Origin of the sequence: Ruegeria sp. HKCCD6428 (genome assembly GCF_013110595.1) — a bacterium.
In the GTDB taxonomy this organism is placed as follows: Bacteria; Pseudomonadota; Alphaproteobacteria; order Rhodobacterales; family Rhodobacteraceae; genus Ruegeria.
In genome coordinates this window covers 81692-106287 of record NZ_WVQX01000003.1, presented here as the reverse complement: position 1 = coordinate 106287, position 24596 = coordinate 81692, and the positions used below count along the sequence as shown (strand labels likewise).

The 24596-nt window shown below is 57.6% G+C and carries 28 protein-coding genes and 1 pseudogene; 20 read left to right on the top strand and 9 right to left on the bottom strand.

The genetic code is table 11. The annotated features are described in order from the left end of the window. Positions 1-30 precede the first annotated feature (30 nt). The 10 genes from GS620_RS09220 (at position 31) to ureG (ending at position 6431) form a co-directional block, all read left to right on the top strand. Positions 31-648 (top strand): TetR/AcrR family transcriptional regulator, encoded by a 618-nt coding sequence (locus GS620_RS09220; RefSeq protein WP_171615450.1) that lies wholly within the window; start codon positions 31-33, stop codon positions 646-648. A 215-nt stretch (positions 649-863) separates the two neighbouring features. After that, on the top strand, positions 864-1793 hold the full coding sequence (locus GS620_RS09215) for an urease accessory protein UreD (protein ID WP_371809793.1): 930 nt from the start codon (positions 864-866) through the stop codon (positions 1791-1793). Between the two features lies 1 nt (position 1794). Further along, positions 1795-2097 (top strand): urease subunit gamma, encoded by a 303-nt coding sequence (locus GS620_RS09210; protein WP_152459090.1) that lies wholly within the window; start codon positions 1795-1797, stop codon positions 2095-2097. An 18-nt stretch (positions 2098-2115) separates the two neighbouring features. Then, a complete protein-coding gene (locus GS620_RS09205; protein ID WP_171169025.1) occupies positions 2116-2277 on the top strand; it encodes a hypothetical protein in 162 nt (53 codons plus the stop codon). Continuing rightward, positions 2274-2606, top strand: a complete 333-nt coding sequence (locus GS620_RS09200) for an urease subunit beta (RefSeq protein ID WP_171229060.1) — start codon at positions 2274-2276, stop codon at positions 2604-2606. Before GS620_RS09205 ends, GS620_RS09200 begins: the two co-directional genes overlap by 4 nt. Beyond that, positions 2581-4341, top strand: a complete 1761-nt coding sequence (gene ureC, locus GS620_RS09195; RefSeq protein WP_171363984.1) for an urease subunit alpha — start codon at positions 2581-2583, stop codon at positions 4339-4341. The genes GS620_RS09200 and ureC overlap by 26 nt, the downstream gene beginning before the upstream one ends. Before the next feature lie 121 nt (positions 4342-4462). Continuing rightward, on the top strand, positions 4463-4687 hold the full coding sequence (locus tag GS620_RS09190; protein WP_171118922.1) for a DUF1127 domain-containing protein: 225 nt from the start codon (positions 4463-4465) through the stop codon (positions 4685-4687). A gap of 28 nt (positions 4688-4715) precedes the next feature. Beyond that, positions 4716-5168: an urease accessory protein UreE gene (ureE, locus tag GS620_RS09185; protein WP_171615446.1), complete on the top strand. Its 453-nt coding sequence runs from the start codon at positions 4716-4718 to the stop codon at positions 5166-5168. Further along, positions 5152-5805: an urease accessory protein UreF gene (locus GS620_RS09180; RefSeq protein WP_171615444.1), complete on the top strand. Its 654-nt coding sequence runs from the start codon at positions 5152-5154 to the stop codon at positions 5803-5805. The genes ureE and GS620_RS09180 overlap by 17 nt, the downstream gene beginning before the upstream one ends. Beyond that, positions 5802-6431 (top strand): urease accessory protein UreG, encoded by a 630-nt coding sequence (gene ureG, locus GS620_RS09175; RefSeq protein WP_171615442.1) that lies wholly within the window; start codon positions 5802-5804, stop codon positions 6429-6431. Before GS620_RS09180 ends, ureG begins: the two co-directional genes overlap by 4 nt. A 284-nt stretch (positions 6432-6715) precedes the next feature. Here ureG and tcuB read toward each other — a convergent pair whose 3' ends face one another. Genes tcuB through GS620_RS09160 form a run of 3 tightly spaced genes read right to left on the bottom strand, consistent with a single transcriptional unit; the run spans position 6716 to position 9871 of the window. Next, on the bottom strand, positions 6716-7795 hold the full coding sequence (gene tcuB, locus GS620_RS09170; RefSeq protein WP_171615440.1) for a tricarballylate utilization 4Fe-4S protein TcuB: 1080 nt from the start codon (positions 7793-7795) through the stop codon (positions 6716-6718). Beyond that, complete coding sequence (gene tcuA, locus GS620_RS09165; protein WP_171615438.1) at positions 7785-9179, bottom strand: FAD-dependent tricarballylate dehydrogenase TcuA; 1395 nt, start codon at positions 9177-9179, stop codon at positions 7785-7787. The genes tcuB and tcuA overlap by 11 nt, the downstream gene beginning before the upstream one ends. 11 nt (positions 9180-9190) lie before the next feature. Beyond that, positions 9191-9871, bottom strand: coding sequence for a GntR family transcriptional regulator (locus tag GS620_RS09160; protein WP_171118934.1), 681 nt, complete (start codon positions 9869-9871; stop codon positions 9191-9193). Positions 9872-10039: 168 nt separating this feature from the next. On the opposite strand from GS620_RS09160, the gene GS620_RS09155 reads away from it, so the two are divergent. Beyond that, positions 10040-11014 (top strand): AbrB family transcriptional regulator, encoded by a 975-nt coding sequence (locus tag GS620_RS09155; RefSeq protein WP_253284204.1) that lies wholly within the window; start codon positions 10040-10042, stop codon positions 11012-11014. Here the strand turns inward: GS620_RS09155 and GS620_RS09150 are convergent. From GS620_RS09150 to GS620_RS09130, 5 genes are all read right to left on the bottom strand, one after another. Further along, positions 10983-11963: a D-2-hydroxyacid dehydrogenase family protein gene (locus GS620_RS09150; protein ID WP_171118936.1), complete on the bottom strand. Its 981-nt coding sequence runs from the start codon at positions 11961-11963 to the stop codon at positions 10983-10985. The two genes, GS620_RS09155 and GS620_RS09150, sit on opposite strands and share 32 nt — an antisense overlap. Next, positions 11960-12196 carry a hypothetical protein gene (locus tag GS620_RS09145; RefSeq protein WP_171615436.1) on the bottom strand — a complete coding sequence of 79 codons (237 nt, stop codon included), beginning with the start codon at positions 12194-12196 and terminating at the stop codon, positions 11960-11962. Before GS620_RS09145 ends, GS620_RS09150 begins: the two co-directional genes overlap by 4 nt. A 51-nt stretch (positions 12197-12247) precedes the next feature. Next, complete coding sequence (locus GS620_RS09140) at positions 12248-13336, bottom strand: 4-oxalomesaconate tautomerase (RefSeq protein ID WP_171615434.1); 1089 nt, start codon at positions 13334-13336, stop codon at positions 12248-12250. 79 nt (positions 13337-13415) lie between these two features. After that, positions 13416-15446, bottom strand: a complete 2031-nt coding sequence (locus GS620_RS09135) for a tripartite tricarboxylate transporter permease (protein ID WP_171615432.1) — start codon at positions 15444-15446, stop codon at positions 13416-13418. 76 nt (positions 15447-15522) lie between these two features. Beyond that, on the bottom strand, positions 15523-16611 hold the full coding sequence (locus GS620_RS09130; RefSeq protein ID WP_171118945.1) for a tricarboxylate transporter: 1089 nt from the start codon (positions 16609-16611) through the stop codon (positions 15523-15525). A 139-nt stretch (positions 16612-16750) separates the two neighbouring features. On the opposite strand from GS620_RS09130, the gene GS620_RS09125 reads away from it, so the two are divergent. From GS620_RS09125 to GS620_RS09100, 6 genes are all read left to right on the top strand, one after another. After that, on the top strand, positions 16751-17419 hold the full coding sequence (locus tag GS620_RS09125; RefSeq protein ID WP_171118947.1) for a response regulator transcription factor: 669 nt from the start codon (positions 16751-16753) through the stop codon (positions 17417-17419). Positions 17420-17472: 53 nt separating this feature from the next. After that, a complete protein-coding gene (locus tag GS620_RS09120; RefSeq protein WP_371809797.1) occupies positions 17473-18783 on the top strand; it encodes a sensor histidine kinase in 1311 nt (436 codons plus the stop codon). A gap of 45 nt (positions 18784-18828) precedes the next feature. Continuing rightward, on the top strand, positions 18829-19131 hold the full coding sequence (locus tag GS620_RS09115) for a helix-turn-helix domain-containing protein (protein WP_371809792.1): 303 nt from the start codon (positions 18829-18831) through the stop codon (positions 19129-19131). A gap of 113 nt (positions 19132-19244) precedes the next feature. Continuing rightward, positions 19245-20198: an alpha/beta hydrolase gene (locus tag GS620_RS09110; RefSeq protein ID WP_171615430.1), complete on the top strand. Its 954-nt coding sequence runs from the start codon at positions 19245-19247 to the stop codon at positions 20196-20198. 60 nt (positions 20199-20258) lie between these two features. Then, on the top strand, positions 20259-20768 hold the full coding sequence (locus GS620_RS09105; protein WP_171615428.1) for a nuclear transport factor 2 family protein: 510 nt from the start codon (positions 20259-20261) through the stop codon (positions 20766-20768). Positions 20769-20778: 10 nt separating this feature from the next. Beyond that, positions 20779-21474 (top strand): SDR family oxidoreductase, encoded by a 696-nt coding sequence (locus tag GS620_RS09100; RefSeq protein WP_171615426.1) that lies wholly within the window; start codon positions 20779-20781, stop codon positions 21472-21474. A 2-nt stretch (positions 21475-21476) separates the two neighbouring features. Here the strand turns inward: GS620_RS09100 and GS620_RS09095 are convergent, their stop codons facing one another. Then, positions 21477-22313, bottom strand: coding sequence for a LysR family transcriptional regulator (locus GS620_RS09095; protein WP_171615424.1), 837 nt, complete (start codon positions 22311-22313; stop codon positions 21477-21479). A 91-nt stretch (positions 22314-22404) separates the two neighbouring features. Here GS620_RS09095 and GS620_RS09090 point away from each other — a divergent pair, with 91 nt between their 5' ends. The 3 genes and pseudogenes from GS620_RS09090 (at position 22405) to GS620_RS09075 (ending at position 24169) form a co-directional block, all read left to right on the top strand. Beyond that, positions 22405-22569: a hypothetical protein gene (locus GS620_RS09090; RefSeq protein WP_171615422.1), complete on the top strand. Its 165-nt coding sequence runs from the start codon at positions 22405-22407 to the stop codon at positions 22567-22569. Between the two features lie 3 nt (positions 22570-22572). Beyond that, positions 22573-23400 (top strand): annotated as a pseudogene (locus GS620_RS22275) (zinc-binding alcohol dehydrogenase family protein). A 28-nt stretch (positions 23401-23428) separates the two neighbouring features. Then, on the top strand, positions 23429-24169 hold the full coding sequence (locus GS620_RS09075) for an SDR family oxidoreductase (RefSeq protein ID WP_171615416.1): 741 nt from the start codon (positions 23429-23431) through the stop codon (positions 24167-24169). Positions 24170-24596 lie beyond the last annotated feature (427 nt).

Sequence of the window (24596 nt, the reverse complement as noted above, 5' to 3'; positions counted from 1 at the left end):
CGATCGTTCGTTCAATATGAAAAAGCAAAAATGTCTGAAGACACCAAAAAACCAGGGTCAGCCCGGGAAAAGGCTACAGCCAAGCGCCGCAACCAGATTTTGGAAGCCGCCGTCATGTGTTTTCTCGAGCGCGGCTATCATCAGACCGGCGTCCGCGATATCGCAGCGCGGGCGGGCGTCAGCCTTGGAAACCTCTACAACCATTTTCGCGGCAAGCATGATGTGCTTGTGGAAATCGCAATGCTCGAACGCCGCGAACTGGAGCCGTTTCTGAAAGTCCTGAATTCAAATACACCCGCACCCAAAGTGTTGAAAAAGTTCATCCGGGCCTACGCCAACTATCTGGCTGCGCCGGAAAACGTCATCCTCACCTTGGAGATTTCGAGCGAAGCCGTTCGTCAACAGGATATCGCGCGACTGTTCGTCGAAAACCGAGCCAGACTGACGGAGGCGCTTGAAGAAGTAGTGAGACGCGGCGTGGAGGCAGGAGATCTGCGCGCTGTTCCGGATCCTCTACAGGCGTCGCAATTGGTGATAGAGGTTCTGGAAGGAAGCGCGTATCGCAGCGTTCTGTCGGAAACGCCCATGAGCAAAATCGCTGGAAGCATGGAGGATTTCATTCTGAGCTCTCTGCTGGCGCGTCGATGAAGCCTGTGTCACTTGTCTATTCGAGGCTGATGAAAGCCTGCGAACGGGAAGACGCACTGTGGCAATCGTGCGGATAGCTGAGTTCAGCTTTCCGCCCATCCTTCAGGAAAACGAAGCCTCCCCAAGTTACCTTTAACCCAATTTGGGAAATCGGCGAGATGCGCATATTTTTTCATCCAAGCCAATGGTTGCTGTCTAAAATTTAATCACATGATGTGAAATTAAGCAGATTCCGACGCTGCAAGTTAGTGTTCCGATACTTCAACAGAGAAACAGGTAGCAGCAAAACGAAGCGCTGTAGGTGCCCTATTACACAAGTTGCAACCATATTACCCGCGCACAGCGCAGTACCACCGCGCGCAGCAGGCACCGTCAGCTTAAGCACCAAGCAATTGGGCAACAGGACCGTGCTGAACAAGTTTCGCCAATCTGGGTCTTTCAAATGCCTATTCCCCAGAACCACGACACCTGAACTTGATGCGGTTCTGCTAAACTCGGCTGGCGGAGTGACAGGAGGAGATTCCTTTCGGTTTTCTTGCAAGGCAGCAAAAGGCACAGCGCTGACCTTGACAACGCAAGCTTGCGAGCGCGCTTACAAGGCCCCGCCCAAAGAATGGGGCCAGGTTACAAATCATTTGACGGTAGAGGCTGGAGCCCGGCTGAACTGGTTGCCACAAGAGACCATTCTGTACAATGGCAGTGCGTTAGACCGGCGCCTCAGGATCGACCTGTCACCGGATGCCGACATGCTGATGGTGGAACCGCTTGTTTTTGGACGCATCGCCATGGGTGAAACGTTGACTGAAATCCGCTTGCGCGATCAGATCGAGATTTGGCGCGAAGGAACGCCGGTGTTTCTCGATGCGATTAGGTTCGCTGGTGATTGGCACACTCACTTGGCTAAGCGGCATATTGCAAACGACGCAGGGGCGATGGCCCTGATCGTCTTAATGTCGAGTTCCGCCGAAGGTCATCTGGAACCTGTCAGGGAATTGCTACCGGACGCCGCCGGGGCAACTCTGATCCGGAAAGACCTACTGGTCATTCGCATTCTGGCCGGCGACAGCTTTGCACTGCGCCGCACATTGATGCCGGTTCTGCGCCGGCTGAACAACGACACATTGCCCCGATGCTGGATGCTCTGACATGAACCTGACCCCTCGTGAAAAAGACAAACTACTGGTGGCCATGGCCGCCGAGGTCGCTCGCAAACGGCTGGCGCGTGGCGTCAAGCTGAATCACCCCGAGGCCATTGCGTTGATTACCGATGCCGTGGTCGAAGGCGCGCGCGATGGTCGTTCGGTCGCCGATATGATGCAAGCAGGGGCTGAAGTGATCTCTCGGGAACACTGCATGGAAGGCGTGCCCGAGATGATCCACGAGGTGCAGGTCGAAGCCACTTTCCCGGATGGCACAAAACTTGTGACTGTCCACAACCCCATTCGCTAATTTCCAAAGGAGTCACCCATGATCCGCATGCTGTTTCCCGCTCTCATTCTGGCTGGTCCGGCCACGGCCCATTCGGATACCCATATTCACGCCCATGGCAGCGATTACACCGCGCTTGCAGTTGGGTTGGCTTTGATTGGGGTCATCGCCATAACCGTAATTTTGAAGCTGCCGAAATGATTCCGGGTGAGATTATACCTGCCGAAGGCTCACTGACGCTGAACGCGGGACGCAGCAGCCGTCTTGTTATTGTCGCCAATACCGGCGATCGACCAATACAGGTCGGCAGCCACTACCATTTTTCCGAAGCAAACTCGGCCCTGGATTTTGATCGGTATGCAGCTTTGGGTATGCGGCTGGACATCCCGGCGGGTACCGCGGTGCGATTTGAGCCAGGCCAAACTCGCGAAGTTATACTGGTGCCATTTGAAGGGCGCCGGCACATTTACGGTTTCAATATGCATATCATGGGGGCTCTGAAAGATGCCGGGCAAGATCAGTCGGAGTGACTATGCCTCCATGTTCGGCCCAACGGTCGGCGACAAAGTACGATTGGCAGATACCGATCTGATCATCGAGGTAGAAAAAGACCTTATCGTGGAGCGCGCAACAACTGCGCGTTTTAGTGAAACCGGCCACCGCGAAGATGTCTATGGTGAAGAGGTCAAGTTCGGTGGCGGCAAAGTCATTCGAGATGGGATGGGGCAGTCTCAGGCCACGCGTGCCGAAGGTGCCGTGGACACTGTGATCACCAATGCTCTGATCGTGGATCACTCGGGTATCTACAAGGCGGATGTCGGTCTGAAGGACGGGCGCATCGCCAAGATCGGCAAGGCCGGAAATCCAGATACGCAACCCGGCGTAGACATCATCATCGGTCCCGGCACAGAGGCCATCGCGGGCGAAGGTCGCATCCTGACGGCTGGCGGGTTCGACAGCCATATTCACTTCATCTGCCCGCAACAAATCGAGGACGCGCTGCATTCTGGCCTGACGACCATGCTTGGCGGTGGCACCGGCCCGGCACATGGCACTCTGGCGACCACATGTACCCCGGGCCCGTGGCATATTGGCCGGATGTTGCAGGCGGCGGATGCTTTTCCCATGAATCTTGCTTTTGCAGGCAAGGGAAATGCTTCGCTTCCAGCTGCTTTGGAGGAGCAGGTCAAAGCCGGGGCTTGTGCCCTGAAACTGCACGAGGATTGGGGTACAACCCCGGCGGCCATCGATTGCTGCCTTTCGGTCGCTGACGCTATGGACGTTCAGGTGATGATCCACACTGACACGCTCAACGAATCCGGGTTTGTTGAAAATACGGTTGCCGCGATAAAGGGTCGGACTATCCACGCTTTCCACACTGAAGGCGCGGGCGGCGGCCACGCACCAGATATCATCAAAATCTGCGGAGAGGACCATGTCCTGCCCTCCTCTACCAACCCCACGCGGCCTTTTACGGTGAACACGGTCGAGGAACATCTGGACATGCTGATGGTCTGCCATCACCTCGACAAATCCATTCCCGAGGACGTGGCTTTTGCTGAAAGCCGCATCCGGCGTGAGACCATCGCGGCTGAAGATATCCTGCACGACATGGGCGCGTTCAGCATCATTGCGTCCGACAGTCAGGCTATGGGCCGCGTGGGCGAAGTGTTGATCCGGACGTGGCAAACCGCCGACAAAATGAAGAAACAGCGCGGGCGCCTTCCCGAGGAAACAGGCGAAAACGACAACCTGCGCGTCAGACGCTATATCGCCAAATACACGATCAACCCGGCCATTGCTCATGGCCTGAGCCGCGAGATTGGCAGTATCGAAGAAGGCAAACGTGCTGATCTTGTTCTATGGAACCCTGCCTTTTTTGGTGTGAAACCCGAGATGGTTTTGCTGGGCGGTACGATTGCTTGTGCCCAAATGGGTGACCCAAACGCGTCGATCCCCACACCGCAACCAGTCTATAGCCGCCCGATGTTCGGGGCCTATGGCCGCTCGGTCGAGCATTCGGCAATCACATTTGTCTCTGAGGCCGCACAGGCCGACAGGATTGGCGATACACTGGGCTTGGCGAAGCAGACTGTCGCTGTCCAAAACACACGAGAGATTGGCAAACAGGATCTTTTGCTCAACAACGCGACGCCGCATGTCGAAGTTGATCCGGAAACCTATGAGGTCCGGGCAGACGGTGAATTGCTGACCTGCCAACCGGCCGAAGTGCTGCCGATGGCACAGCGATACTTTATGTTCTGACTAAAAATTATGCTGCATTGCACCGTGCGCAAGGCAGAAATGACCAAACACCCACTTCAACGTGAGGCCGATATGACAGATATTAATGCTCAAGGGAGGACCAACGTTTACGAGGGTCCAAATGGCACACTCAGCAACACAATCACACGCAGGCTTTTCGCTGCCCGGTCTGATCGCGTCCATCGGATCATCAATCTACGGGGCTCTGATCAGTGTGGCCGAAGCTCAATCGCGCGTGCGGCAAGTCGAATTCCTGCAATCGCTCAGCGACGAAGAGTTGAAAAAACGGGGCCTATCACGCGAACGGATCGTGCATCGGGTGTTTTCGGATTCGATCTGGCTCTGACCATTTCTGCTCCAGAGGAGGCGACGGTATGACCGCCCTGCTCTGCACCGCACGCCGTTACTCGGATCACATGTACGACGACACTGCCGATTGCCTGTCGTTGACCTATGACGATCGGTTTTTGCGCCGAAAGGTTTTAACATGCGAAAGCGGCGAACAGATTCTGGTCGACCTGGCTCAGACAACCTCACTGGATCACGGTGGCGCGCTGATCCTGGACGATGGGCGCGCGGTTGAAATCCAAGCCGCGCCCGAAGCCTTGCTGGAAGTCTCGGCTCCGAATCTGACACGTATCGCATGGCATATCGGCAATCGCCACACGCCCTGCCAGATCGAAAAGGATCGTCTGTTGATCCAGGTCGATCATGTGATCCGAGACATGCTGTTGAAAATCGGGGCCACAGTACGTGAGGTGCACGAACCGTTCACCCCTGAAGGCGGGGCCTACGGCCACGGCAGGACACATGGCCACGCCCACTGACGCCGATATCCTGACTCTGACCCAGTGGTTGTCTCCGGCATATCCTGTGGGAGGCTTTGCATATTCTCATGGGCTGGAAGCCGCAATTGACGAGGGGGCGGTCGCCAGTTCACAAGACGCCGAAGCCTGGATTTCTGATGTGCTGGAACATGGGTCGGGATGGAATGACGCTCTGTTCGTAGTGTCCGCTTACAACGCGCAGGATAATGATGAGCTTATCAGCGTTGATACCAAGGCACGGGTGATCTGCGCATCATCGGAAAGAAAAATGGAAACCGAATTGCTGGGGCAGGCATTCGGGACCGTCACAGGAGACGTCTGGGATTTAGACATCCAACAGCTTTCCTACCCAGTGTCGGTGGGCCACGCCGCGCGTCTGCAAAACCTCCCCCTACTACTGACGACGAAGATGTATCTACAAGCATTCGCAAGCAACTTGGTCGCTTGCGCAACGCGCCTTGTACCTTTGGGGCAAACCGACGCTCAGAAACTGATCCGTAATTTGACACCGCAATGTGCTCATATCGCCGAAAAGGCGCAATTGGCAGGTTTGGAAGAATTGAGTTCGACTGCGTTCCTGACGGACATCGCGTCGATGAGACACGAAATACAGTATTCAAGGATATTCCGAACATGAGCAGTATGAACGGCCCTCTTCGCGTTGGCATCGGTGGTCCGGTTGGAGCCGGAAAGACCACATTGACCGCTGCCTTGTCTGAAGCCCTGCGCGATTCTTGTTCAGTGGGCGTCATCACCAATGACATTTATACGCAGGAGGATGCCGAAGCGCTGGTGCGCATGCAGGTCCTTCCCCAAGATCGGATTATCGGCGTCGAAACGGGCGGTTGCCCACATACAGCAATCCGCGAGGATGCATCGATAAACCTTGCAGCTGTCGCTGAAATGCGGGAACGCCATCCAGATCTTGATATCGTTCTGATCGAAAGCGGTGGCGACAATCTGTCGGCTACTTTCAGCCCGGAACTCGCAGACCTTACAATCTATGTGATCGACGTCGCCGCTGGAGAGGAAATCCCGCGAAAAGGCGGACCGGCAATAACAAAATCCGACATCCTGGTCATAAACAAGACCGATCTGGCGCCGCATGTTGGCGCTTCACTGGAGGTCATGGATAGAGATGCAGCCAGAATGCGCAATGGACGGCCCTTTTTGTTCACGTCCCTTCGTCACAAAAAAGGGGTCGGAGCAATTGTCGACCTTTTAGTGAAGAAGGGGGGGTTAATGATTCCAGAAAGGAATTAACGCTCAGAACGAAGATGCCAATCTGTCGACACCTGCCATCGGCTCTGCCGTTCAGAGGCACCTAATTCATAGATTTTTCGTCATTCTGTTTTCGATTGGCGCACAGATTTTACCACGCGCGACTCCAAGCTTTTCCATCAATTCCGCACCTTTCGTGGCGGTATCTTTCAGTGCCGCTGAGAAATATTCACGCGAACCCTTCGGGACGTTGGCTGCCACCCGCGACACCGCGTCCTTCGATAATAAATGCGTTTTCCTTCGCCTCACTCAGAAAATGCGGGCTGCTAGCGGACCACCGACACATCTCTTTTTCGTTGCGCATCCCTGACAAGGGCAGCAAGCCGATAGAAACCGTGCGCCATTTTTGTGTAAGGCGTAAGAAGGAAGAACGCGAGGACCGACCCCAGATGGACGGCAAGCAGTGCAGGCATTACTGCGGATGAACCGAAAGCGTAAAGAACAAGCCCGCTCAACGCTACAAACCCAAGCAGTAATATAAATCCGATTTCTCCGCCCCAAGCTGAAACATCGCCGAGATTGCGGTCTGACTTCTGTTTCAGCCGGACCATCATGTAGCAGCCAGCAGTGAGCAAAACGCCCCCTGTGACTCCAAACAGCTTCGGCAATGACCAGAACCCGTAAGGTGCGTGCAGATCGAACCCGTAATGCATGATCGTCGCCACCGAAGTCGAAGCAAAACACAGCAGAAACCCGTACATGATCGCATGATGCACGTGGCGGCGGGACTGGCTAAAACGGTCTTCGTCCTCGAAATTGCAACCCTCCCCGTGGCCAGCAGCCAGGTCCTGCATTTTGGCCGTTCGACTTAGCGCGGCTTTCAAGTCGCCCAGTTGGATCGGCTGGCCTCCAACTGCGTGCCAATAGCGCCGCAAGCTGATGCCAATGCTGAACAACGGCAGAAGGAATGCCGGAGCAAAAATCAACACCATCGCATTGTGAGAGAGGACAGAGTAGAAGCCTTCGCCTCCGGTCGAGCCGATCGCGCGAATGGCCCAAAAAATAAGCGCGAAGCCAACGACCAGAGCCAGAGCGATCGCCCCGCCATGGCTATGGAAGCAGCGCGCCAGAGGTTGCGGCCAGGCGAAGCTTTCCCAACTGTCGCGCCGGACCTCGGCCAGAGCCTTCGGCAGGTTGAGGTCGAACTCATGCGGCGCCGTGTATTGGCAGGCATAGTAACATCCTCTGCAGTTATGGCAGAGATTGGCCAATTGCGTGATATCGCCGTCCGAGAATGCGCGTTCAGCGTGAAGCGACGGAAAGACCGAGCAATAGCCTTCGCAATACCGGCAGGCATTGCAGATCTCAGCCTGACGGCGGGCTTCCTGTATCAGTTCAGTTCGCATAAGAAGCGGCCTCTCGTCCTGCAATGCGCCCGAAGACGGTTCCGATGGTCATGCCGAACCCGGCCAGATAACCCTGCCCCAAAATCGACCCAGCCATGGTTTCGCCTGCCGCCCAGAGGTTCTGGATTTTGCCGTTTGCCATTGAACATTGCGCAGATTCATCCACCTTGAGCCCCAGATAGGTGAAGGTCACACCGGTGCGCAGCGAGTAGCCATAGTAAGGAGGTTCGGTGATCGGGCGCGCCCAATTGGTTTTGGGTGGGGTCAGGCCGGTAGTTGAAACTCCGTCCAATTCTGTTGGATGAAAGCCACTTGTGTCACCGCAGGCGGCATTGAATTCTGCGACGGTCGTGGCCAGCTTATCGGCGGGCAGGCCCATCGCTTTGGCCAGTTCCTCGAGCGTGTCCGCCTTTAACGGCGGAAAAACCGACGGCATGAACAGATTCAGCGATTTGGCATCAATGATCACATAGCCCACCTGATCCGGCTGGGCTGCGACCAAGCGACCCCAGATCGCGTAACGCTTTGGCCAGACGTCCTCGCCCTCGTCATAGAACCGCTCGGCATCTTTGTTGACAACAATTGAGAATGGAACGCAGTCCAGGCGGGTGACGATGCCGCCATCGAATTTCGGAGCACGCCCGTCGACGGCAACGGCGTGGCATTGGGTCGGGTCTCCGACGCTCTCAACGCCTTGATCCAGAAGATCGGCCAGCACGACACCCCGGTTATAGGGCGTGCCCCGGATCAGGAAGTTGCGTGCCGCAGGTCCCCACGCACGCGTCAGCCAATCGGTGTCAGCCTGAAAGCCGCCCGATGCGACGATGACCGCCTTGGGTGTTATGCGATGGGATTGGCCTTCGCAGGTGAAGTCTACCCACTCAATCCGGTCTCCGTTCAATTCGAGATGCGTGACGGCGGCTTCGTACAGGACTTCGACGCCCAGCTTCGCTGCTGTCCGGTAATAGGCATTTACCAGCGATTTACCGCCGCCCATAAAGAACGCATTCGTCCGCGCCAGCGATAGCGTCCCCGACAAAGAGGGCTGGAACCGAACCCCGTGCTCCTCCATCCAGGGAAGACATTCCTCAGACGTGCGAATTGCGAGGCGCGCCAGATCTTTGTCGGTTTTGCCCCCGGTAACCTTGAGCAGATCTGACAGGTATTCGTCTTCGCTGTATTCCTCGACCAGCGGGCCCAACGGGCTGGAATGCATACAGCGAAAGTTTCGGGTGTGGCGAGAGTTTCCGCCACGATAGGGTTTTGGCGCCGCTTCGAGGATAAGAACGCGCGCGCCTGCTTCGGCGGCGGTCATCGCAGCGCACAAGGCGGCGTTACCTCCGCCAATCACAGCGATATCGTAGGCTTCCTTTTGGGTGGCCATGTGGTTTCCGCCTATTGAGTTTGGTCCGTTGTTCGGTCGCGCTCCTGCAAGGCGCGAATGCGCATGCGTTGTGCTGCGTGGATATGAGCGCGCATCTCTTTCTCAGCCGCCGCGCCATCCCGGGCTTTCAAGGCGGCCATGATAAGGCGATGTTCGGCTACTGCGACCTCGGCTCGGTCGCCGTCCAGCAATTGCGACGGACCCAGGATCAGCAACGCCTTTTGTAAAGACAACATGGATTTAGCCAGAAACCGGTTCTTGGCCGCATCCAGAAGCGTCGCATGGAAAATCCGATTGATCCGCGCGGCCTCCGGACCGGTGCCTGCCTCGGCCAGCCGGTCATTCAGCACATCCAGCTCATCCAGTTCGACATCGGACGCCGCCCTTGCCGCCAGACGGGCCGCAGTTCCCTCGAGCACAGCGCGCATCTCATAGAGCTCCATCACTTCGGCGTAATCCAGGCTGCGTACCGTCGCGCCTTGACGGGGGATATGTGTTACCAAGCCATCCGCTTCCAGCTGTCGGATCGCTTCGCGCACAGGCGTGCGGCTAACTCCCAACCTCTCGGACAACTCTATCTCGCGCAGGCGTTCGCCGGGCGGCAGGCTACCTTCGCGAATCTCATCCAGCAGGCGCTGATAGGCGGAATTGCCTTGTGGGCCTGGCTGTAACGGGTCGTCCTGCAGGGTCATCACGCGCTCACTTGTGTTATTGCGTCCACTTGTATACATTTGGATACACATTAAGTCAACCGCACCGGAATCTACATTTTGTCCACCCAGATCAACGCACCCTCCTCAGCGAAAAAACGTGCAGTGACCTTCGCGCTTGCAGTGTTGGGCACCGGAGCATTCTGGTTAATGAACTTGCCCCTGCCCTTCCTGTTCGGCCCAATGAGCGCCTGTCTGATTGCAGCCCTGGCGCATGCGCCGATGGAGGGATTCGGGCAGGTCTCGGTGGCGGCGCGCACTATCCTGGGCGTTGCCGTGGGAGCATCGATCACTCCGGCCCTGTTTGCCGAATTGCCGAAAATGGCCGCGTCGATTGCGCTGGTTCCGTTCTTTATCCTGCTGATCGCACTGGTCGGAGTGCCATTCTTCCGCAAGGTTTGGGGCTTCGATACTACAACCGCTTTTTATGCTGCCATGCCCGGCGGGTTGCAGGACATGATCATCTTCGGATCCGAGGCGGGTGCCAATCCGCGCACGTTGTCGCTGATCCACGGCACACGCGTGCTGATCATAGTGACGTTGGCCCCGCTATTTCTGACTGTTTTCTATGGCGCTGAATTGACCAACCCAATCGGTGAACCCGCACACGCCCTGCCGGTTCACGAACTGGCCCTGATGGTGTTGGCCGCCTTTATCGGCTGGAAGGGCGGCGAGCGCATCGGTCTCTTCGGCGCGTCGATCCTGGGACCGATGATCCTGACAGCTGCTTTGTCACTTGGGGACTTCATCCATACCCGCCCCCCGCGCGAGGCCATCCTGGCCGCGCAATTCTTCATCGGTTGCGGAATCGGAGTGAAGTTTGTCGGTGTCACCTGGGTGGAATTGCGCAAGGTCGTGGCAGCGGGTTGCGCCTATGTGGTTGTCCTGGCCGTGTTGGCGGCGGCCTTCACTGCTGTTGTCACCACGTTAGGGCTTGGCAAGCCGGTCGAGGCGTTTCTGGCCTTCGCGCCCGGCGGGCAGGCCGAGATGACCGTTCTGGCCATCGTTTCAGGCGCGGACCTGGGCTTTGTGATCACTCACCATCTGACAAGGATTGTGCTGGTGATCATCGGCGCGCCCATCGCCGCCAATCTTATTCTACGGTGGTCCAAACCTCGGGGTTGATCATGTGGATCGGCGCGCCGTCAGCGTACGCATTTACCTGATCGAAGATATCGGCAAATTGCAGGTCGAACTCATCCTCGGTCACAAAACCAATATGCGGCGTCGCGAGCAGGTTGGGATGTGCCAGCAAAGGATCGGTCGCGTCAGTCAGTGGCTCGGAATCGAATACATCAATCGCGGCTTTGCCGGGGCGACCGGCGTTGAGCGCTTCAAGCAAAGCGCCCGGAGCAATCAGCCCGGCCCGTGAAGTGTTCACGAAGATCGCCCCGGGCTGCATCTGCGCAAAATCCGATGCGGTAATGATCGCACGCGTGTCCGGTTTCAGGCGCACATGGATCGAAACAACATCACTATCGGCAAAAAACGCCTCGCGGCTCGGCGCGACCCTAGCGCCATCCGCTTGCGCACGCGACCGACCTTCATCGGACGACCACCAAACGACATTCATTCCGAACGCCTCGGCATAACCCGCAACCGCACGCGCGATACGGCCGTAACCATAGAGCCCCAATTGACGACCGCGTAGCGTCTTGCCTACCCCTGCCTGCCAGTGCCCTGCCTTGACCGAGGCCATCTGAGCGGGCAAATCCCGCATCCCAGCCATGATCAGCGCCCATGTGAGTTCCGCCGCAGCGTAAGACGGCGTACCGCTATGCATATTCGAACACAGTAAAACACCCTGATCTGTACAGGCCGGCACATCAACATGGGGATAGACGCTGCGCTGGCTGATCAGCTGCAAATTCGGCAACTTTTCCAGCAAGGCACGCGTGACTTTGGTCCGCTCGCGGAACAGCACCAGCACTTGAGCCTCCTGCAAACGCTTGGCCAAGATGTCAAGATCCTCGACATGATCCGTCCACACCGTCACTTCATGATCGTTGAGCCTCTCGAAACATGGCAGCCCACGCAGCGTGTCGAACCAATCGTCCAGAATGTGTACTTTCATCGGCTTTCTATACTCTGCTCGGTGGTCAGTTTTCTGGGTGTCTGCACAAAATGCTGCACGTCAAGTGCTGCCAGCGCGTTTCGGACGCGTTCGCTTTGGTCCAACAGATGATTAAACTGCTCGTCGCACCCCGCGATTGGCGTGGGGTATTCGGCCATATCCCGCCGCAAGGCAGCTTGCGCCAACCGGAGCTCCTGACGCGCGATATCGAGGCATTCCGAGTAGTCGTCCATCGTAACCTCTCTCGTTTGTATACAAAGGTATACCAATTTGAAAGTGCCTAATCAACTCCCTTTCCACACGGATTGTGGAACGTACACATGGCCGTCTGCCAACTTGCGCGCGGTACGAACCAAGCCTGCTGCGTTTACAGTGAACCCATTCTCAGTGGTGAAATCCACCAATACGTCGATCGTGCCCGAGGCATGTTCCAATATGACTTCAGCCGGGCTTGTCGTCGGGCGATCCAGCAAACCGTCTGCGACCGTGCCGGGCGTCAAAGCGCAGGACGCCATGCACTGCGCACCGGTAACCGCCATGGTCGGGTGGGTCTTCCACGGCATAAAATACCGCACCGCAAGCGTTCCGCCCGCTTTGGCAGGAGCTACAAGGCCGAATTTGGGGGTCACGGATTTGGACACATCCCCCATCCCCATCCGTTCACCGGCTTCGATCCGAACGGCTTCCATCCGGTCAAAAAAGGCGCGGTTGGCGTCGAGATCCTCGGCGCTTTCATAACCCGTAAGTCCGAAATCTGCGGCGCAGGCAATGGCCATTGGCATGGCGACGTCCATGCAAGTCAGTTCGATCCCCTGTACTGTGTCACGCAGGTTGCCGGTGGGCAGGAAAGCACCGGTTGCTGACCCAACCACCCCCATAAAACTCAGCTGCACCGGTGCAGACTGGCCGGGCACCCCGGCAATACCTGTATCACCCTCATAGGTCAGCCTTCCCCCGGGTGTCTGAATCCGGGCCACTACACGGGCCCCGGTGTTGACCGCCCGGATACGGATTTCGGTTTCATCGCCTTGGGGATCAAACAACCCCATTTCGATTGCAGCGGGGGCGACACCGGACAGGATGTTGCCGCAAGTTGGTTTGAAGTCGACCAACTTATCCTCGACCGCAACCTGCGCGAAGAAATAGTCGATATCGGCCCAGTCATCCTCGCTGACCGACAGCATCGCGACCTTGGTCGTGACCGCCGCGCCACCGCCGATACCATCAATGTTCAGCGATTGCCCGGCCCCGAGGGCAGCGATCAGCACTTTGGCCAAAGTGTCCAGATCCTCGGGCAGATCCGAGCGGCGGAAATACGGGCCCCGAGAGGTTCCGCCCCGCATGAATACATATGGGATTGCTGTTTGGGTCATCGGGTGCCCCCTGGCCAAGACTGAGTGGTGTTTCTTCTGCCCGGCCCGGTACACAGGCCGAGCGATGTCATCGGGCTGCTCATTTCAATGGCCAGGGCAAGCTGACCATGTCCTGTAACAGTCCAGGTGGGAAATCGCGGTTCAGAGCACCCGCCATCAGGCACATAAAGCCGATACCGCAGGCGGTCAGGATCAGCGCCATCTGCCAGCTGGCCCCCGCCCGAATGCGGAAAAACGCCATCAGGAAACCCAGCAATGCAAGGATGAACCCCACCACCCATGTCGCCGCGATGAGACCGGCGAACCACGCCAGCGTGGACCACAAACCATGGGGGGCACTGGCGTCCTCACCCGCAATTTCCTTGTCTGCAAAGATCGCGTCGCCCTCGGGCCGCCGCATCATCTGGATCAGCAGGATCACGCAGCAGAACAAAGAGATGCAGCCGATCACCAGGGGGATGATTTTGTCGGTCATGTTGTAGTCAGGGATCATGTTAGCATTGACCAAAGCCACGATCAGATAGGCCATGATCACCAGTAGAAAGACCAATGGCGCACGCTTTGTACCTGCCTGGACCTCACCCTCGGCCATGATCATCTTGGCTTGCCGGATGCCCAGAATAACCGAGGCAACCGTGACGACGATCAAGACAATGACGATGGGGCTGAAGACATATTCCATCCCTTCGCCAAAGCTCTTTCGGAAACGGAACGATGCAATCTGGAAGGCCTGATTGGTGAACTTTTCGACCGGGTTCGACAGAACAAAGCCGATCAGGAAAGCTGGGCGCGACCAGTCGAACCGTCGCAGGAAGATGCCGATCAAACCAATCACAAACAAGGCCAGCAGGTCTTCGAAGTTCTGACCGGATTGGAAGGCTGCAAAGCTGATCAACATGAACAGGAACGGCGCCAGATAGGTAAAGCGGATCGTGGTCAGCTTGGCGATCCCGCCCGAGGCCGCGATGCACAGGATGGTGCCTACCACGTTGGCCAGCGCCAACAGCCAGACGATCGAATAGGTGATGTCGAGATTGTCCTGAAGCATGCTCGGACCGACTTCGATATCCCCCGACCCCAGCAACGCAACCGCACCAATGAAGATTGCCATCGAGCCCGAGCCTGGAATTCCGAACAGAAGCGTCGGCACCAGACCGCCGCCTTCCTTAGCGTTGTTCGAGCTTTCCGGGCCGATGACCCCGCGCACTTCGCCTTTGCCGAAATTACTTTTGTCCTTGGTGGTTTGAACCGAATGACCATAAGCGATCCAGTCAACGACCGAACCGCCGAGGCCCGGAATGACGCCGACGACGACCCCGATGATCGAACAGCGGACCGACAGCCAGATATTCGCAAACCAGTCTTTGACGCCGTCCAGCCATCCAGCACCTATCGAGGCGCCTTTCGCAATCGACCGATCCTGCCGCAGCAGCGAGACGATTTCGGGCACCGCAAAAATACCCAAACCGACAATGACAAGTTTCAAGCCATCGGTAAGATAGGGAATGTCATAGGTCGCCATCCGAAGCGATCCACCGGCATCGGCCTCGCCAATTGTGCCGACCATCAGGCCTAATCCAGCGGCAGCGACGCCTTTCAGTGGGATGCGTCCTGCCAAAATGGCGACCATCGACAGACCGAGAATAGTGATCATCAGCATCTCGGGCAGTCCAAAGGCCAGAACGATTGGGCGCGCGATCAGAATGAAAATGGTCAGAAAGGTCGCGCCGACCAGCCCGCCGAACAGGGACGAGGAAAAGGCCGCCGACAGCGCCCGCGCGGCCTCGCCCTTTTTGGCCATGGGGAAGCCATCCAGCACTGTGGCCTGCGACGCCGAACTGCCGGGGATGCCCATCAGGACCGATGCGAAAGTGTCAGAGGTCGGAACCACCGCCACCATCCCGATCATCAGGGCCAGACCCAGGATCGGGTCCATGCCGAACATGAAAGGGAGCAAGAGCGACAGGCCAGCAATTCCTCCAAGCCCCGGGAAAACACCCACGGCCAGCCCCATAACGACGCCGAGCACGAGATAGCCCAGAACGATGGGTTGCAGGATCAGACCCCACGCATCACCAAGCGCAGGTAGAGCGGTGGCGAAAACCTCCATAGCGGCCGCCTTTCATAAATTGTCTTGTATGTAGAAAAGCGCGCGCCCTTCGTTGGGCGCGCGACGACGTGTCGGCTTAGTTCAACTCGACACCATAGGCTTCCTTCAGCCAGTTCAGGACATATTGCTTGGCATTGTCATCCACATTGGTCGCGGTTTGCAGCGCAGCTTTTGAGCCGTCGCCGACGAACACCGGATACTTGCCTACGCGTTTGGACGAAATGTCTGCAAAGTCACCACGCTCGGTTACAGCTTGGAACGCCGCGGTGTAGGCATCGACGACCTCTTGTGGCGTGTCACCGGGCAAGAAGGCCAGTTTCTGAACCGGGAAGCCCGCCACGAAGAAGGCTTTCCATGCGTCCCATGCTTCACCGCTGGTTTCACAGCCATCGGTCGCCTCGCAGACCTCTTTGAAAGTCGGGATATCCGGGAAAGTCGGATCGCGCACGATGTTGCCGTCTGCATCCAAGGCACCCCATGTCATCATCGGCACGGCCTGACCAGCCTCGACCAGCGGCGCCGAACCGCCCAGATAGCCCGAGGAGGTTTGATAATCGATGTTGGCCTCTCCACGTTCGAACATCAGGCGTCCGTCTCCACGGCCTTTGATGCCAAAGACAGGCTCAACATTCATACCCAACATCTGCCACGCCAGCAGCGGGACCAGATCCAGCCGGGTCGCGCCCTGCGAGCCGTAGATGAAGTTGGTGTCTTTCAGCGCGTTTGCGGAGCCATCAAACTTTGCGCCATCCTCAGCGTTCAGATAGGCGACGCCACCGGTTCCCGATGCCATAACCGGAATCCAGTCGTTATATTCATAACGCACGCGCGGATCGTTCAGCAGATACGGGAATTGAGTTGAACCCGAGGTGCCGAACAGCAGCGTACCGTCATCATGGCTTTGCTCCTGAAACCAGTTCGCACCCTTGGTCGAACCCGCGCCCGGCATAAATTTCACCACCACGGTCGGTTGACCCGGCAGCGCCTCGGACAGAAGCGGCGCAAAGAAGTTGGCCCATTTGGCAGACCCGCCGGTTTCCGAGAACGGGATGACCCATTCAATGGTCTTGCCCGAGAAATCGACCTCGGCTGCGGCGGGTGCTGCGATACCGGCGGCGGCGATCAGCCCCACGACGGCGCGACGGGTGAAGTTGGAAATGGCCATTGGTTCCTCCCTGTTGACCAGACAACCACGTCGGCGCCCTCCGCGCCACCGTGATCGCAAATAGAACTGTGGGGTTGATTCCCCCTCCCATCTGGCAATCATGGAGCGCCAACCTTGCGCGAAACTTGCAGGAGCCCGAATGCGGATCGTCATCGTCGAGGATAATGAGACCCTCGCCAACGCCATTGCCTATCGCCTGCGGGATCGGGGCCATGCTGCTGATGTACTGACAGACGGCGATGCAGCCGATCTGTATCTAGAGCAGGAAGGCGCGGACCTGATCGTTCTGGACATCAACCTTCCGGGTCGGTCAGGGCTTGAAATCTTGCGGTCGTTGCGCAACCGGGGTGACAGCGCCCCGGTTATTCTGCTGACCGCGCGCACCGAGACCAGTGACCGAGTGTCTGGTCTGGATATGGGCGCTGACGACTACCTGGTCAAACCTTTCGAGATGGACGAGCTCGAGGCGCGCATCCGCGCCCTGTCTCGTCGCAAGCAACTGGATTACGGCTCGCAAGAGACCATCGGAGAACTGGAATTTGACCGCACCGCGCGGCAGGTCAGCGTAAAGGGACAGGTGCTTGACGTGCCACGCCGAGAAATGGCTGTGCTTGAATGCCTGCTGGAACGGCGCGGCAGAATTGTCCCCAAGGGCCAGCTGACTGACTATGTCTATGGCGTGGGTGCGGATGTCGAAGACTCTGCCGTTGAACCTCATGTATCGCGATTGCGCAAACGCCTTCAGAACCTTGGTATTAGGATCAAGACAGCCCGCGGTCTTGGGTATCTGCTTGAGGTGCAGAAGTGATCAGGCATGGTTCGCTCCGGCTTAGGCTGTTCATTCTGATCCTGACACCCTTGGTGTTGCTCGCGATTCTGCTTGGATATTGGCGCTACACGGTTGCCCGGGAAACGGCGCAAGAGCTTTTTGACGACAGCCTGTTATCTGCTGGTCTGGCGATCTCGCGCGATGTGGCGGTGTCAGACGGCGATGCTTTATCGCCCACCACCCGCAGCTTAATCCGCGATGCATCGGGGGGAGAGATTTTTTACCACGTGACCGGACCCGGCGGTATCTACGTAACCGGTTACGCATATCCACCTGCCTCGGCAAACCCGACAGAACAGGACGTTTACCAACCCCAGTTTTTCGAAGCTGTCTATCGTAACGAGCCGGTGCGCGTATTGAAAATGACCGAACGGGTCACACTGGATAACCTGGTAGGAGATGCGACGGTCACCGCATGGCAACGCATCGCGGATCGCAACGCGTTTGCCAACGAATTGTCGATCCGAGCAGCTATACTTATGGGCATCCTAATGGCCACCCTTGGCTTTGTCGTCTGGTTCGGCGTTGCGCGCGGCCTGCGACCGTTGCTGGATTTGCAGGACGCCATTGACCTGCGTTCGCCCGACGACCTCAGCAAGATAAAACGCCCGGTCCCGACCGAAGTCCGTGGCATTGTTCAGACCCTGAACCGGCTGTTTGGGCAGGTCGAAGACAGTATAAACGCTCATCAAGTGTTTATCTCAGAAGCTGCGCATCAACTGCGAAATCCAGCAGCCGCAGTCCAGTCCATGGCCGAGGCGCTGCGAGATGCAAAAACGGATGAAGACAGGGACAAACGCATTGTCGAGCTTGTGGCAGCAGCAAAGAACTCGGCCACTGTGGCGGAACAGCTGTTATCACTGGAACGGCTGCGGCAACCTACGCATCAGGATCAGATGGAAAAGATTGATTTCCGCTTGGTCGTGGAAGAAGCTTGTGCAGAGATGGGCGTACACATTCTGGCAAATGGGATCGATTTTGAGGTCACGATGCCGGAGTCTGCAATCATGGTAACAGGGGATCGGGTATTTTTGACTGAGGCCATCAAAAACCTGCTGGACAATGCAGTTAAGCATGGTGGCGCTAAATTGAGCCGAATTTCAATTGTGCTCTTCTGTGACGGAGGAAATGTCAATCTTACTGTGGCCGATGACGGAACTGGTCTTTCACCCGCCCAAAGCGAAGCAGCATTCAGTCGGTTTTCGCAGCTAGAGTACTCGGAAGGCAGCGGCCTTGGATTGTCAATTGTCTCAGCGGTGGCAAAACGCCATGGAGGAGTGGTTGCAATCAACCAAGTGGAAAAAGGAGCGAGCGTTACATTGGAGCTTCCCATAGCCCTTTAAGTCGTTTCCAGCTTTTGGGAGGTCGAAACCCTTTAAAATCAAAGGGTGCTGACCTATGTGCAGGACCGTTTGGATCAGACGATCACCGTCGATCAGATGGCGACCGAGGCGGGCATGAGCCCCTCGCATTTCGCGCGGGTTTTCAAGGAGACGCTGGGCTCGACACCCATGCAATATGTCATGGCCTACCGGGTTGAACAGGCGATGAAGATGATGGATGACCCGGCGCGCCCTCTGGGGGATATCGCCATGGCCTGTGGGTTCTCAGATCAGGCGCATTTCACGCGCAGTTTCAAACAGGTAGTAGGGCAGACCCCCCGCGCATTTCGTGCGGCGAATGCTGTCTGAAGCAGAATCTTTCAAAAACGTGGCAGTCCGGTGCAAGTGTCCCTGCCGTCGACAGCGTATCTCAGGTGTCATCGGGCTTGTGCCCATCCAGACAGATTTTGGGAGATATCGCTATGAACACCCTCGCTTTGAACACCGCCGCAGCACTTATGGCGTCGACGGCCGCCGTTGCGCAGGTTGAAACCCGCACCGTTACATTCGAGAACGAAGGCGCCACCCTGTCCGGCACACTGTACCTTCCGGAAGAGCGCGGATCTGAACCGCTGCCGACAGTCGTCGTGACCGGGGCCTGGACCTCGGTTCAGGAACAGATGCCCGCCAACTATGCCCGCGAGATGGCCGAGCGCGGCTTTGCTGCCTTCACCTTTGATTTCCGCGGTTGGGGCAAATCGGGCGATCTGCCGAACAACGTGCGCTTCATCGAAAACCCCGAGGCCAAGACATCGGACATCAAAGCTGCCATCGCATTCGTCGCGACCCTTCCCGAAGTGGACGCCGATCACATCAACGGTCTGGGCATCTGCGCCTCGGCTGGCTACATGGTCGATGCGGTCTCCGGCAACCCGCTGGTTCAGCGGCTGGGCTTGGTTGCACCATGGTTGCAGAATGAAGAGATCGTCGAGGCAGTCTATGGCGGTGCAGAAGGTGTCGCCGGGCTGATTGAGGTGTCCCACGCCGCCGAGGCCGCTGGTGGCCAGATCATTCCGGCGGCAGGCCCAGAGGGCGCCGAGGGCGTGCTGATGCCGATCGGCGGATACTACTATGAGGCCGACCGTGGCGCGATCCCGGAATATGACGACAAGTGGAACAATGCAGGCTGGGAAGGCTGGCTGACCTATCATCCCGCCGACAATCCGCAGCGATTGGATAAGCCACTGGCCATTGTGCACTCGGAAAGCGCGGCGATCCCACAGGGCGTTCAAACCTTCCTTGCCGGTTTCACAGGCGATGCGACCGCGCAATGGCTGGAGGATGTCACGCAGTTCGACTTCTACGACAATCCTGAGGATGTCACCCGCGCGGCCGATACCGTCGCTGACCACTTCCGCGCCGGTTCGAGCAACTAAGCCCTGTCTGGACGCCGAGCAGTCATTCGGCGTCCACCTTCATCTATTCGGAGCATCCCCATGCGTAGAAAACTCACATCGACTCTTGCTGCCGTCTCCATGATCGGAACCGCGGCTTTTGCTGAACAGCAAGCGGACATCTCGACCGCAATCACCGACATCGCGGCAGGTGCTGACCGCCACGACTGGACCCGCGTGCGCGGCGCGTTTTCCGATACTGTCACGACGGATTATACCAGCCTCTGGGGCGGAGACGCAGTCACGCAACCCGCTGATGAGCTTGTGGCGGGTTGGTCCGCTTTCTTGCCCGGTTTCGACGCGACGCATCATATGGTGACCAATCATACGATCACCTCTCTGTCCGATACATCCGCCATGGCACAGGCTGATTTCACAGCAACCCATCGCCTTGATAAAGACTTGTGGGTGCTGGGTGGTCGCTATGACTATATCTTGGAGACATCAGACGACCGTTGGGTCGTTACTGCGATGACAATGACGGCACTTTGGGAAACCGGAGATCGTGGGCTTGTGGCTCTTGCCGGCCAGCGCGCTGCCGAGGCGAATTGAGGGAAGCAACATGACCAGTCAGCGCATCGCACTCGTGACGGGAGCCAATCGCGGCATTGGTAAAGAAGTGTCCCGGCAATTGGCCCGAGACCACGGGATGAAGGTTTTGATGGGTGCACGCGATCTGGCAAAAGGGCAGGCTGCTGCGGATGAAATCGGATATGCGGCGGAAGCCTTGGAATTGGATGTCTCAAGTCCGGACTCTGTCGCTGCCGCCTTCTTTTTGATGGTTGAACCTATCTACGGTCGTCTCGATGTTCTGGTGAACAATGCGGGTGTGGACTATGACACCGACCAACAGGTCCACCTCGCCGATCTGGATCGGGTTCGCCGCGCGTTTGATACGAACCTTTTCGGCCCTTGGGATACCACGATTGCGGCGGTGCCACTGTTGCAACGCGGCACGGATGCCCGGATCGTCAACGTCTCATCTGGCGCGGGGTCGCTGAACAGCATGTCCGCCGGCACACCCGGTTACGGCGTTTCCAAAGCGGCTTTGAATGCGCTAACCCTCAAGACCGCTGCCGCGTTGAAACCTCAGGGCATTCTCGTTAACGCCGTGTGCCCCGGTTGGGTTGCAACAGATTTGGGCGGCGGAGGACGTCCGATTTCTGAGGGTGCCAAGGGCGTTGTCTGGGCCGCGACCTTGCCGAAAGGCGGCCCGACCGGAGGGTTCTTTCGCGACGGCGTTGCAATTGATTGGTAGGTTTATCCGGGTGCCATAAAATCAATCAGCTTCCTGACCCGCGCGGGCAAAAGGCGACGACTGGGATAGACTGCGAACATATCCCGCGTCAAAGGGATAGTGTCCGTGACCTCAAGCCGTTGCAGGTCTCCGTCCACCATATCCAAAGGCAGCATCGCGACACCCAGGTTGCGGCGGGCCGCCTGAGCAATGACATCAAGGTCCGTTAAACTGTGCGCGGTGTGCTTCGGTTGCAGAGTTTCCCCGCTCTCAAGCACCCAGGGCTGACCAGCTGTCAGGGCGGGCAAAGCAAGAAAGCCCGGTCTGTATATCGGCCCGTCCAACGCACGCTCCCGAATGAAGCCCTGTCCCGCACAAAAGCAATAGGGAACCGACCAGAGCCGTTTCGCGACAAGGCTGGAATCTGTCAACGGGCCGACCCGAAAGGCCAGGTCGATATTGTCGCGAAAGAAATCCAACATGATGTTGGTCGTGGTCACCTCAAGTGCCACATCCGGATTCTGCTCCGCAAAATCCAACAGCCGAGGGCCAATGGTCGTGCGCGCGGCCAACGGAGGCGCCGTAATGTGGATGCTCTGGCGTCTTGTATCGTCGGTAAAACCCGCAATACCCTGCAACGACTCAATCGGGTCCTGGCATCGATCCAGAAGGCGGCGGCCCTCTTCCGTCAGGCGAACCTGGCGGGTTGTCCGCTCGAACAGTTTGGTGCCCAGATGGCCTTCCAACTCTGCAATCCTTCGGCTGACCCGGCTGAGGGGTATACCCAGGCGGTCCGCAGCCCTGGAAAAGCTGAGATGGTTGGCGACGACAGTAAACAGGACAAGGTCGTTATAAATCATTATCCTATTTTTGGGATTATATCTTCCGATATCAACTATTATCTTCCGATGACGTGACCTCTACCTTCTGCGCAACAGAAGGAGACAGCTCATGCCTTTCGCCATTGATATCACCCAGACCGGCAAACCGAACGTTTTGCGCAAGACCAACAGGCCGGCCCCGACCCCCGATGCCGGGGAAACCCTGATCCGCAACAAGGCCGGGGCGGTCAACTTCATCGACACGATCATCCGTCGCGGTGAGATGCCCGAGTGAAGGATGCCCGATCTGCCTCATGTACCCGGTGTCGAGGGGGCCGGAATTGTAGAGGCGCTGGGTGAGGGAGCCGAAGGCTTCTGTGTAGGGGACCGCGTGGCATGGATAGGGCCGATTGGTGCCGGTGGATACGGGACCCATTCGGTGATCGCAGCGCCCTATGTCACCCGGCTGGCTGAATCGGTGGACTTCGAAACCGCGGCCGCTATCCCTGTCAACGGGATGACCGCCTATCACATGCTGGTCAATTTGGGTGGCGCAATGGCAGGCAAATCCGTGCTGGTTCACGCGGCAGCCGGGGGCGTAGGGACTATGGCCCTACAGATCGCGAAACATCTGGGCATGACGGTGATCGCCTCGACCAGCACCGACAAGGTTGGGTATGCCAAAGATCAAGGTGCCGATCACGTCATTGATTATCGCACTGAGAACGTCACCGAGCGGGTGATGGAAATCACCGGCGGGTGCGGCGTGGACCTGACACTGAACCCGATTTCCGGAGAGTCTCTGAAATCAGATCTCGATGTGCTGGCGCCTCTGGGTACCGCCGTTCTGTTCGGGTTTGTTGCCGGTCCGCCCGCAGGCAGTTTTGCCACGGACTTGGCGAAGCACTTCTAGAAATCCGTCTCGGTCCGTGTCAGCGATATATACACCTATTTCGTCAATCGCCCCGATCAGTTTAGCGCGGATATGGCCACAGTGTTTGATCTGCTTGAGACGGAAATTCTGCGCCCGCAGGTCACCGCCCTGCCCATCGCCCAAGCCGCCGAGGCGCACCGCCGACTGGAAGCCGGTGAAACCACCGGCAAGCTGGTGCTGGGTATCGACTGATCAATCCAACAAAAAAGGAGCCATAGAAATGAGCGCGGTTTTCGAAACCGCCCTGAAAGGCAAGCACATTGTCATTGTCGGCGGTAGCAGCGGTATGGGGAAGGCAACTGCAAAGATGGCCACCGCCCTCGGGGCAAAGATCACAATCGCAAGCCGCAGTGCTGCCAAGCTGCATGCGGCGGCAGACGAGATCGGCGGCGGGGTGCAGATCGCACAGGTCGATACAACCGATGAGACCGGCGTGAGATCATGGGCTGGTGTACTGGGCCCGGTGGATCACCTGGTGATCTCAGCCTCAAGCGCTGCGCATGGTGCGTTCGCCGATCTGCCCACAGACGATCTGCGTGCCATGTTCGAGGCCAAGTTTATCGGCCCCTATTTGGCTGCGCGCGAAGTGTTGCCTGTGTTGGTCAAAGGCGGCTCCATAACATTCTTTTCCGGTGTGCTCAGCCGCCGCCCATCCGCCGTGGCCACGGGCCTCGGCGCCGTAAATGCCGCGGTCGAGGCGTTGGCGAAGGGGTTGGCGCTGGAGCTGTCCGGACGGGCGCGGGTGAATTGCATCAGCCCCGGCATGGTCGCAACCGAAGCCTATGCCGCAATGTCGGAAGAGGCACGTGAAGGCATGTATGCGCAGGTTGGTGGCAGCCTGCCTGTGGGACGCGTCGGAGAGGCCGAGGACATCGCGCAAGCCGTGATCATGGCGATGACGAACAGGTTTTTAACCGGCTCCGTTCTGGATGTGGATGGCGGCCATCTTGTACGTGACTGACGCCTGACCCAAGTCTGGCGTTAAGAACACAGCCTGCCCAAAACAGCCTTTGGTCTGGCTTTGGTCAAAGTTGGCAAATCGTTTGAAGGCGGTGCGCAAGTTGGGCCGAACGCAAGCGCAGGCGCAATTTCTTAGGCTCACGGCTCATCGATTTACAGCTAAGACAGAACGGTTGCCGCGAGAGCGCTTGCTGAGAGGGAGATCTTCGGGCATCGCTCTCGCTGCTACAGTCCCATTCTGGCTGTAAATCACTGAGTTTGGAGCCTAGAAACTGTCCTTTGCACCGATACTTCCGATACTTGATTGGCCGTAGCACCGGCTTGCGTCCGCCCAACGCGCTTCAAGCGTCAGCCACACAAGCGACCCGTCATATCTACACATTTTTCATTTGGGAGTGCCACAAAGCTAAAAGGGACCGTCTCTAACT

Excerpts from the sequence above, each read along its gene's own strand:
- GS620_RS09220 (WP_171615450.1), top strand. The coding sequence starts at position 31 with ATGTCTGAAGACACCAAAAAACCAGGGTCAGCCCGGGAAAAGGCTACA.
- GS620_RS09210 (WP_152459090.1), top strand. The coding sequence starts at position 1,795 with ATGAACCTGACCCCTCGTGAAAAAGACAAACTACTGGTGGCCATGGCC.
- GS620_RS09205 (WP_171169025.1), top strand. The coding sequence starts at position 2,116 with ATGATCCGCATGCTGTTTCCCGCTCTCATTCTGGCTGGTCCGGCCACG.
- GS620_RS09200 (WP_171229060.1), top strand. The coding sequence starts at position 2,274 with ATGATTCCGGGTGAGATTATACCTGCCGAAGGCTCACTGACGCTGAAC.
- ureC (WP_171363984.1), top strand. The coding sequence starts at position 2,581 with ATGCCGGGCAAGATCAGTCGGAGTGACTATGCCTCCATGTTCGGCCCA.
- GS620_RS09190 (WP_171118922.1), top strand. The coding sequence starts at position 4,463 with ATGGCACACTCAGCAACACAATCACACGCAGGCTTTTCGCTGCCCGGT.
- ureE (WP_171615446.1), top strand. The coding sequence starts at position 4,716 with ATGACCGCCCTGCTCTGCACCGCACGCCGTTACTCGGATCACATGTAC.
- GS620_RS09180 (WP_171615444.1), top strand. The coding sequence starts at position 5,152 with ATGGCCACGCCCACTGACGCCGATATCCTGACTCTGACCCAGTGGTTG.
- ureG (WP_171615442.1), top strand. The coding sequence starts at position 5,802 with ATGAGCAGTATGAACGGCCCTCTTCGCGTTGGCATCGGTGGTCCGGTT.
- tcuB (WP_171615440.1), bottom strand. The coding sequence starts at position 7,795 with ATGCGAACTGAACTGATACAGGAAGCCCGCCGTCAGGCTGAGATCTGC.
- tcuA (WP_171615438.1), bottom strand. The coding sequence starts at position 9,179 with ATGGCCACCCAAAAGGAAGCCTACGATATCGCTGTGATTGGCGGAGGT.
- GS620_RS09160 (WP_171118934.1), bottom strand. The coding sequence starts at position 9,871 with ATGACCCTGCAGGACGACCCGTTACAGCCAGGCCCACAAGGCAATTCC.
- GS620_RS09155 (WP_253284204.1), top strand. The coding sequence starts at position 10,040 with ATGAACTTGCCCCTGCCCTTCCTGTTCGGCCCAATGAGCGCCTGTCTG.
- GS620_RS09150 (WP_171118936.1), bottom strand. The coding sequence starts at position 11,963 with ATGAAAGTACACATTCTGGACGATTGGTTCGACACGCTGCGTGGGCTG.
- GS620_RS09145 (WP_171615436.1), bottom strand. The coding sequence starts at position 12,196 with ATGGACGACTACTCGGAATGCCTCGATATCGCGCGTCAGGAGCTCCGG.
- GS620_RS09140 (WP_171615434.1), bottom strand. The coding sequence starts at position 13,336 with ATGACCCAAACAGCAATCCCATATGTATTCATGCGGGGCGGAACCTCT.
- GS620_RS09135 (WP_171615432.1), bottom strand. The coding sequence starts at position 15,446 with ATGGAGGTTTTCGCCACCGCTCTACCTGCGCTTGGTGATGCGTGGGGT.
- GS620_RS09130 (WP_171118945.1), bottom strand. The coding sequence starts at position 16,611 with ATGGCCATTTCCAACTTCACCCGTCGCGCCGTCGTGGGGCTGATCGCC.
- GS620_RS09125 (WP_171118947.1), top strand. The coding sequence starts at position 16,751 with ATGCGGATCGTCATCGTCGAGGATAATGAGACCCTCGCCAACGCCATT.
- GS620_RS09110 (WP_171615430.1), top strand. The coding sequence starts at position 19,245 with ATGAACACCCTCGCTTTGAACACCGCCGCAGCACTTATGGCGTCGACG.
- GS620_RS09105 (WP_171615428.1), top strand. The coding sequence starts at position 20,259 with ATGCGTAGAAAACTCACATCGACTCTTGCTGCCGTCTCCATGATCGGA.
- GS620_RS09100 (WP_171615426.1), top strand. The coding sequence starts at position 20,779 with ATGACCAGTCAGCGCATCGCACTCGTGACGGGAGCCAATCGCGGCATT.
- GS620_RS09095 (WP_171615424.1), bottom strand. The coding sequence starts at position 22,313 with ATGATTTATAACGACCTTGTCCTGTTTACTGTCGTCGCCAACCATCTC.
- GS620_RS09090 (WP_171615422.1), top strand. The coding sequence starts at position 22,405 with ATGCCTTTCGCCATTGATATCACCCAGACCGGCAAACCGAACGTTTTG.
- GS620_RS09075 (WP_171615416.1), top strand. The coding sequence starts at position 23,429 with ATGAGCGCGGTTTTCGAAACCGCCCTGAAAGGCAAGCACATTGTCATT.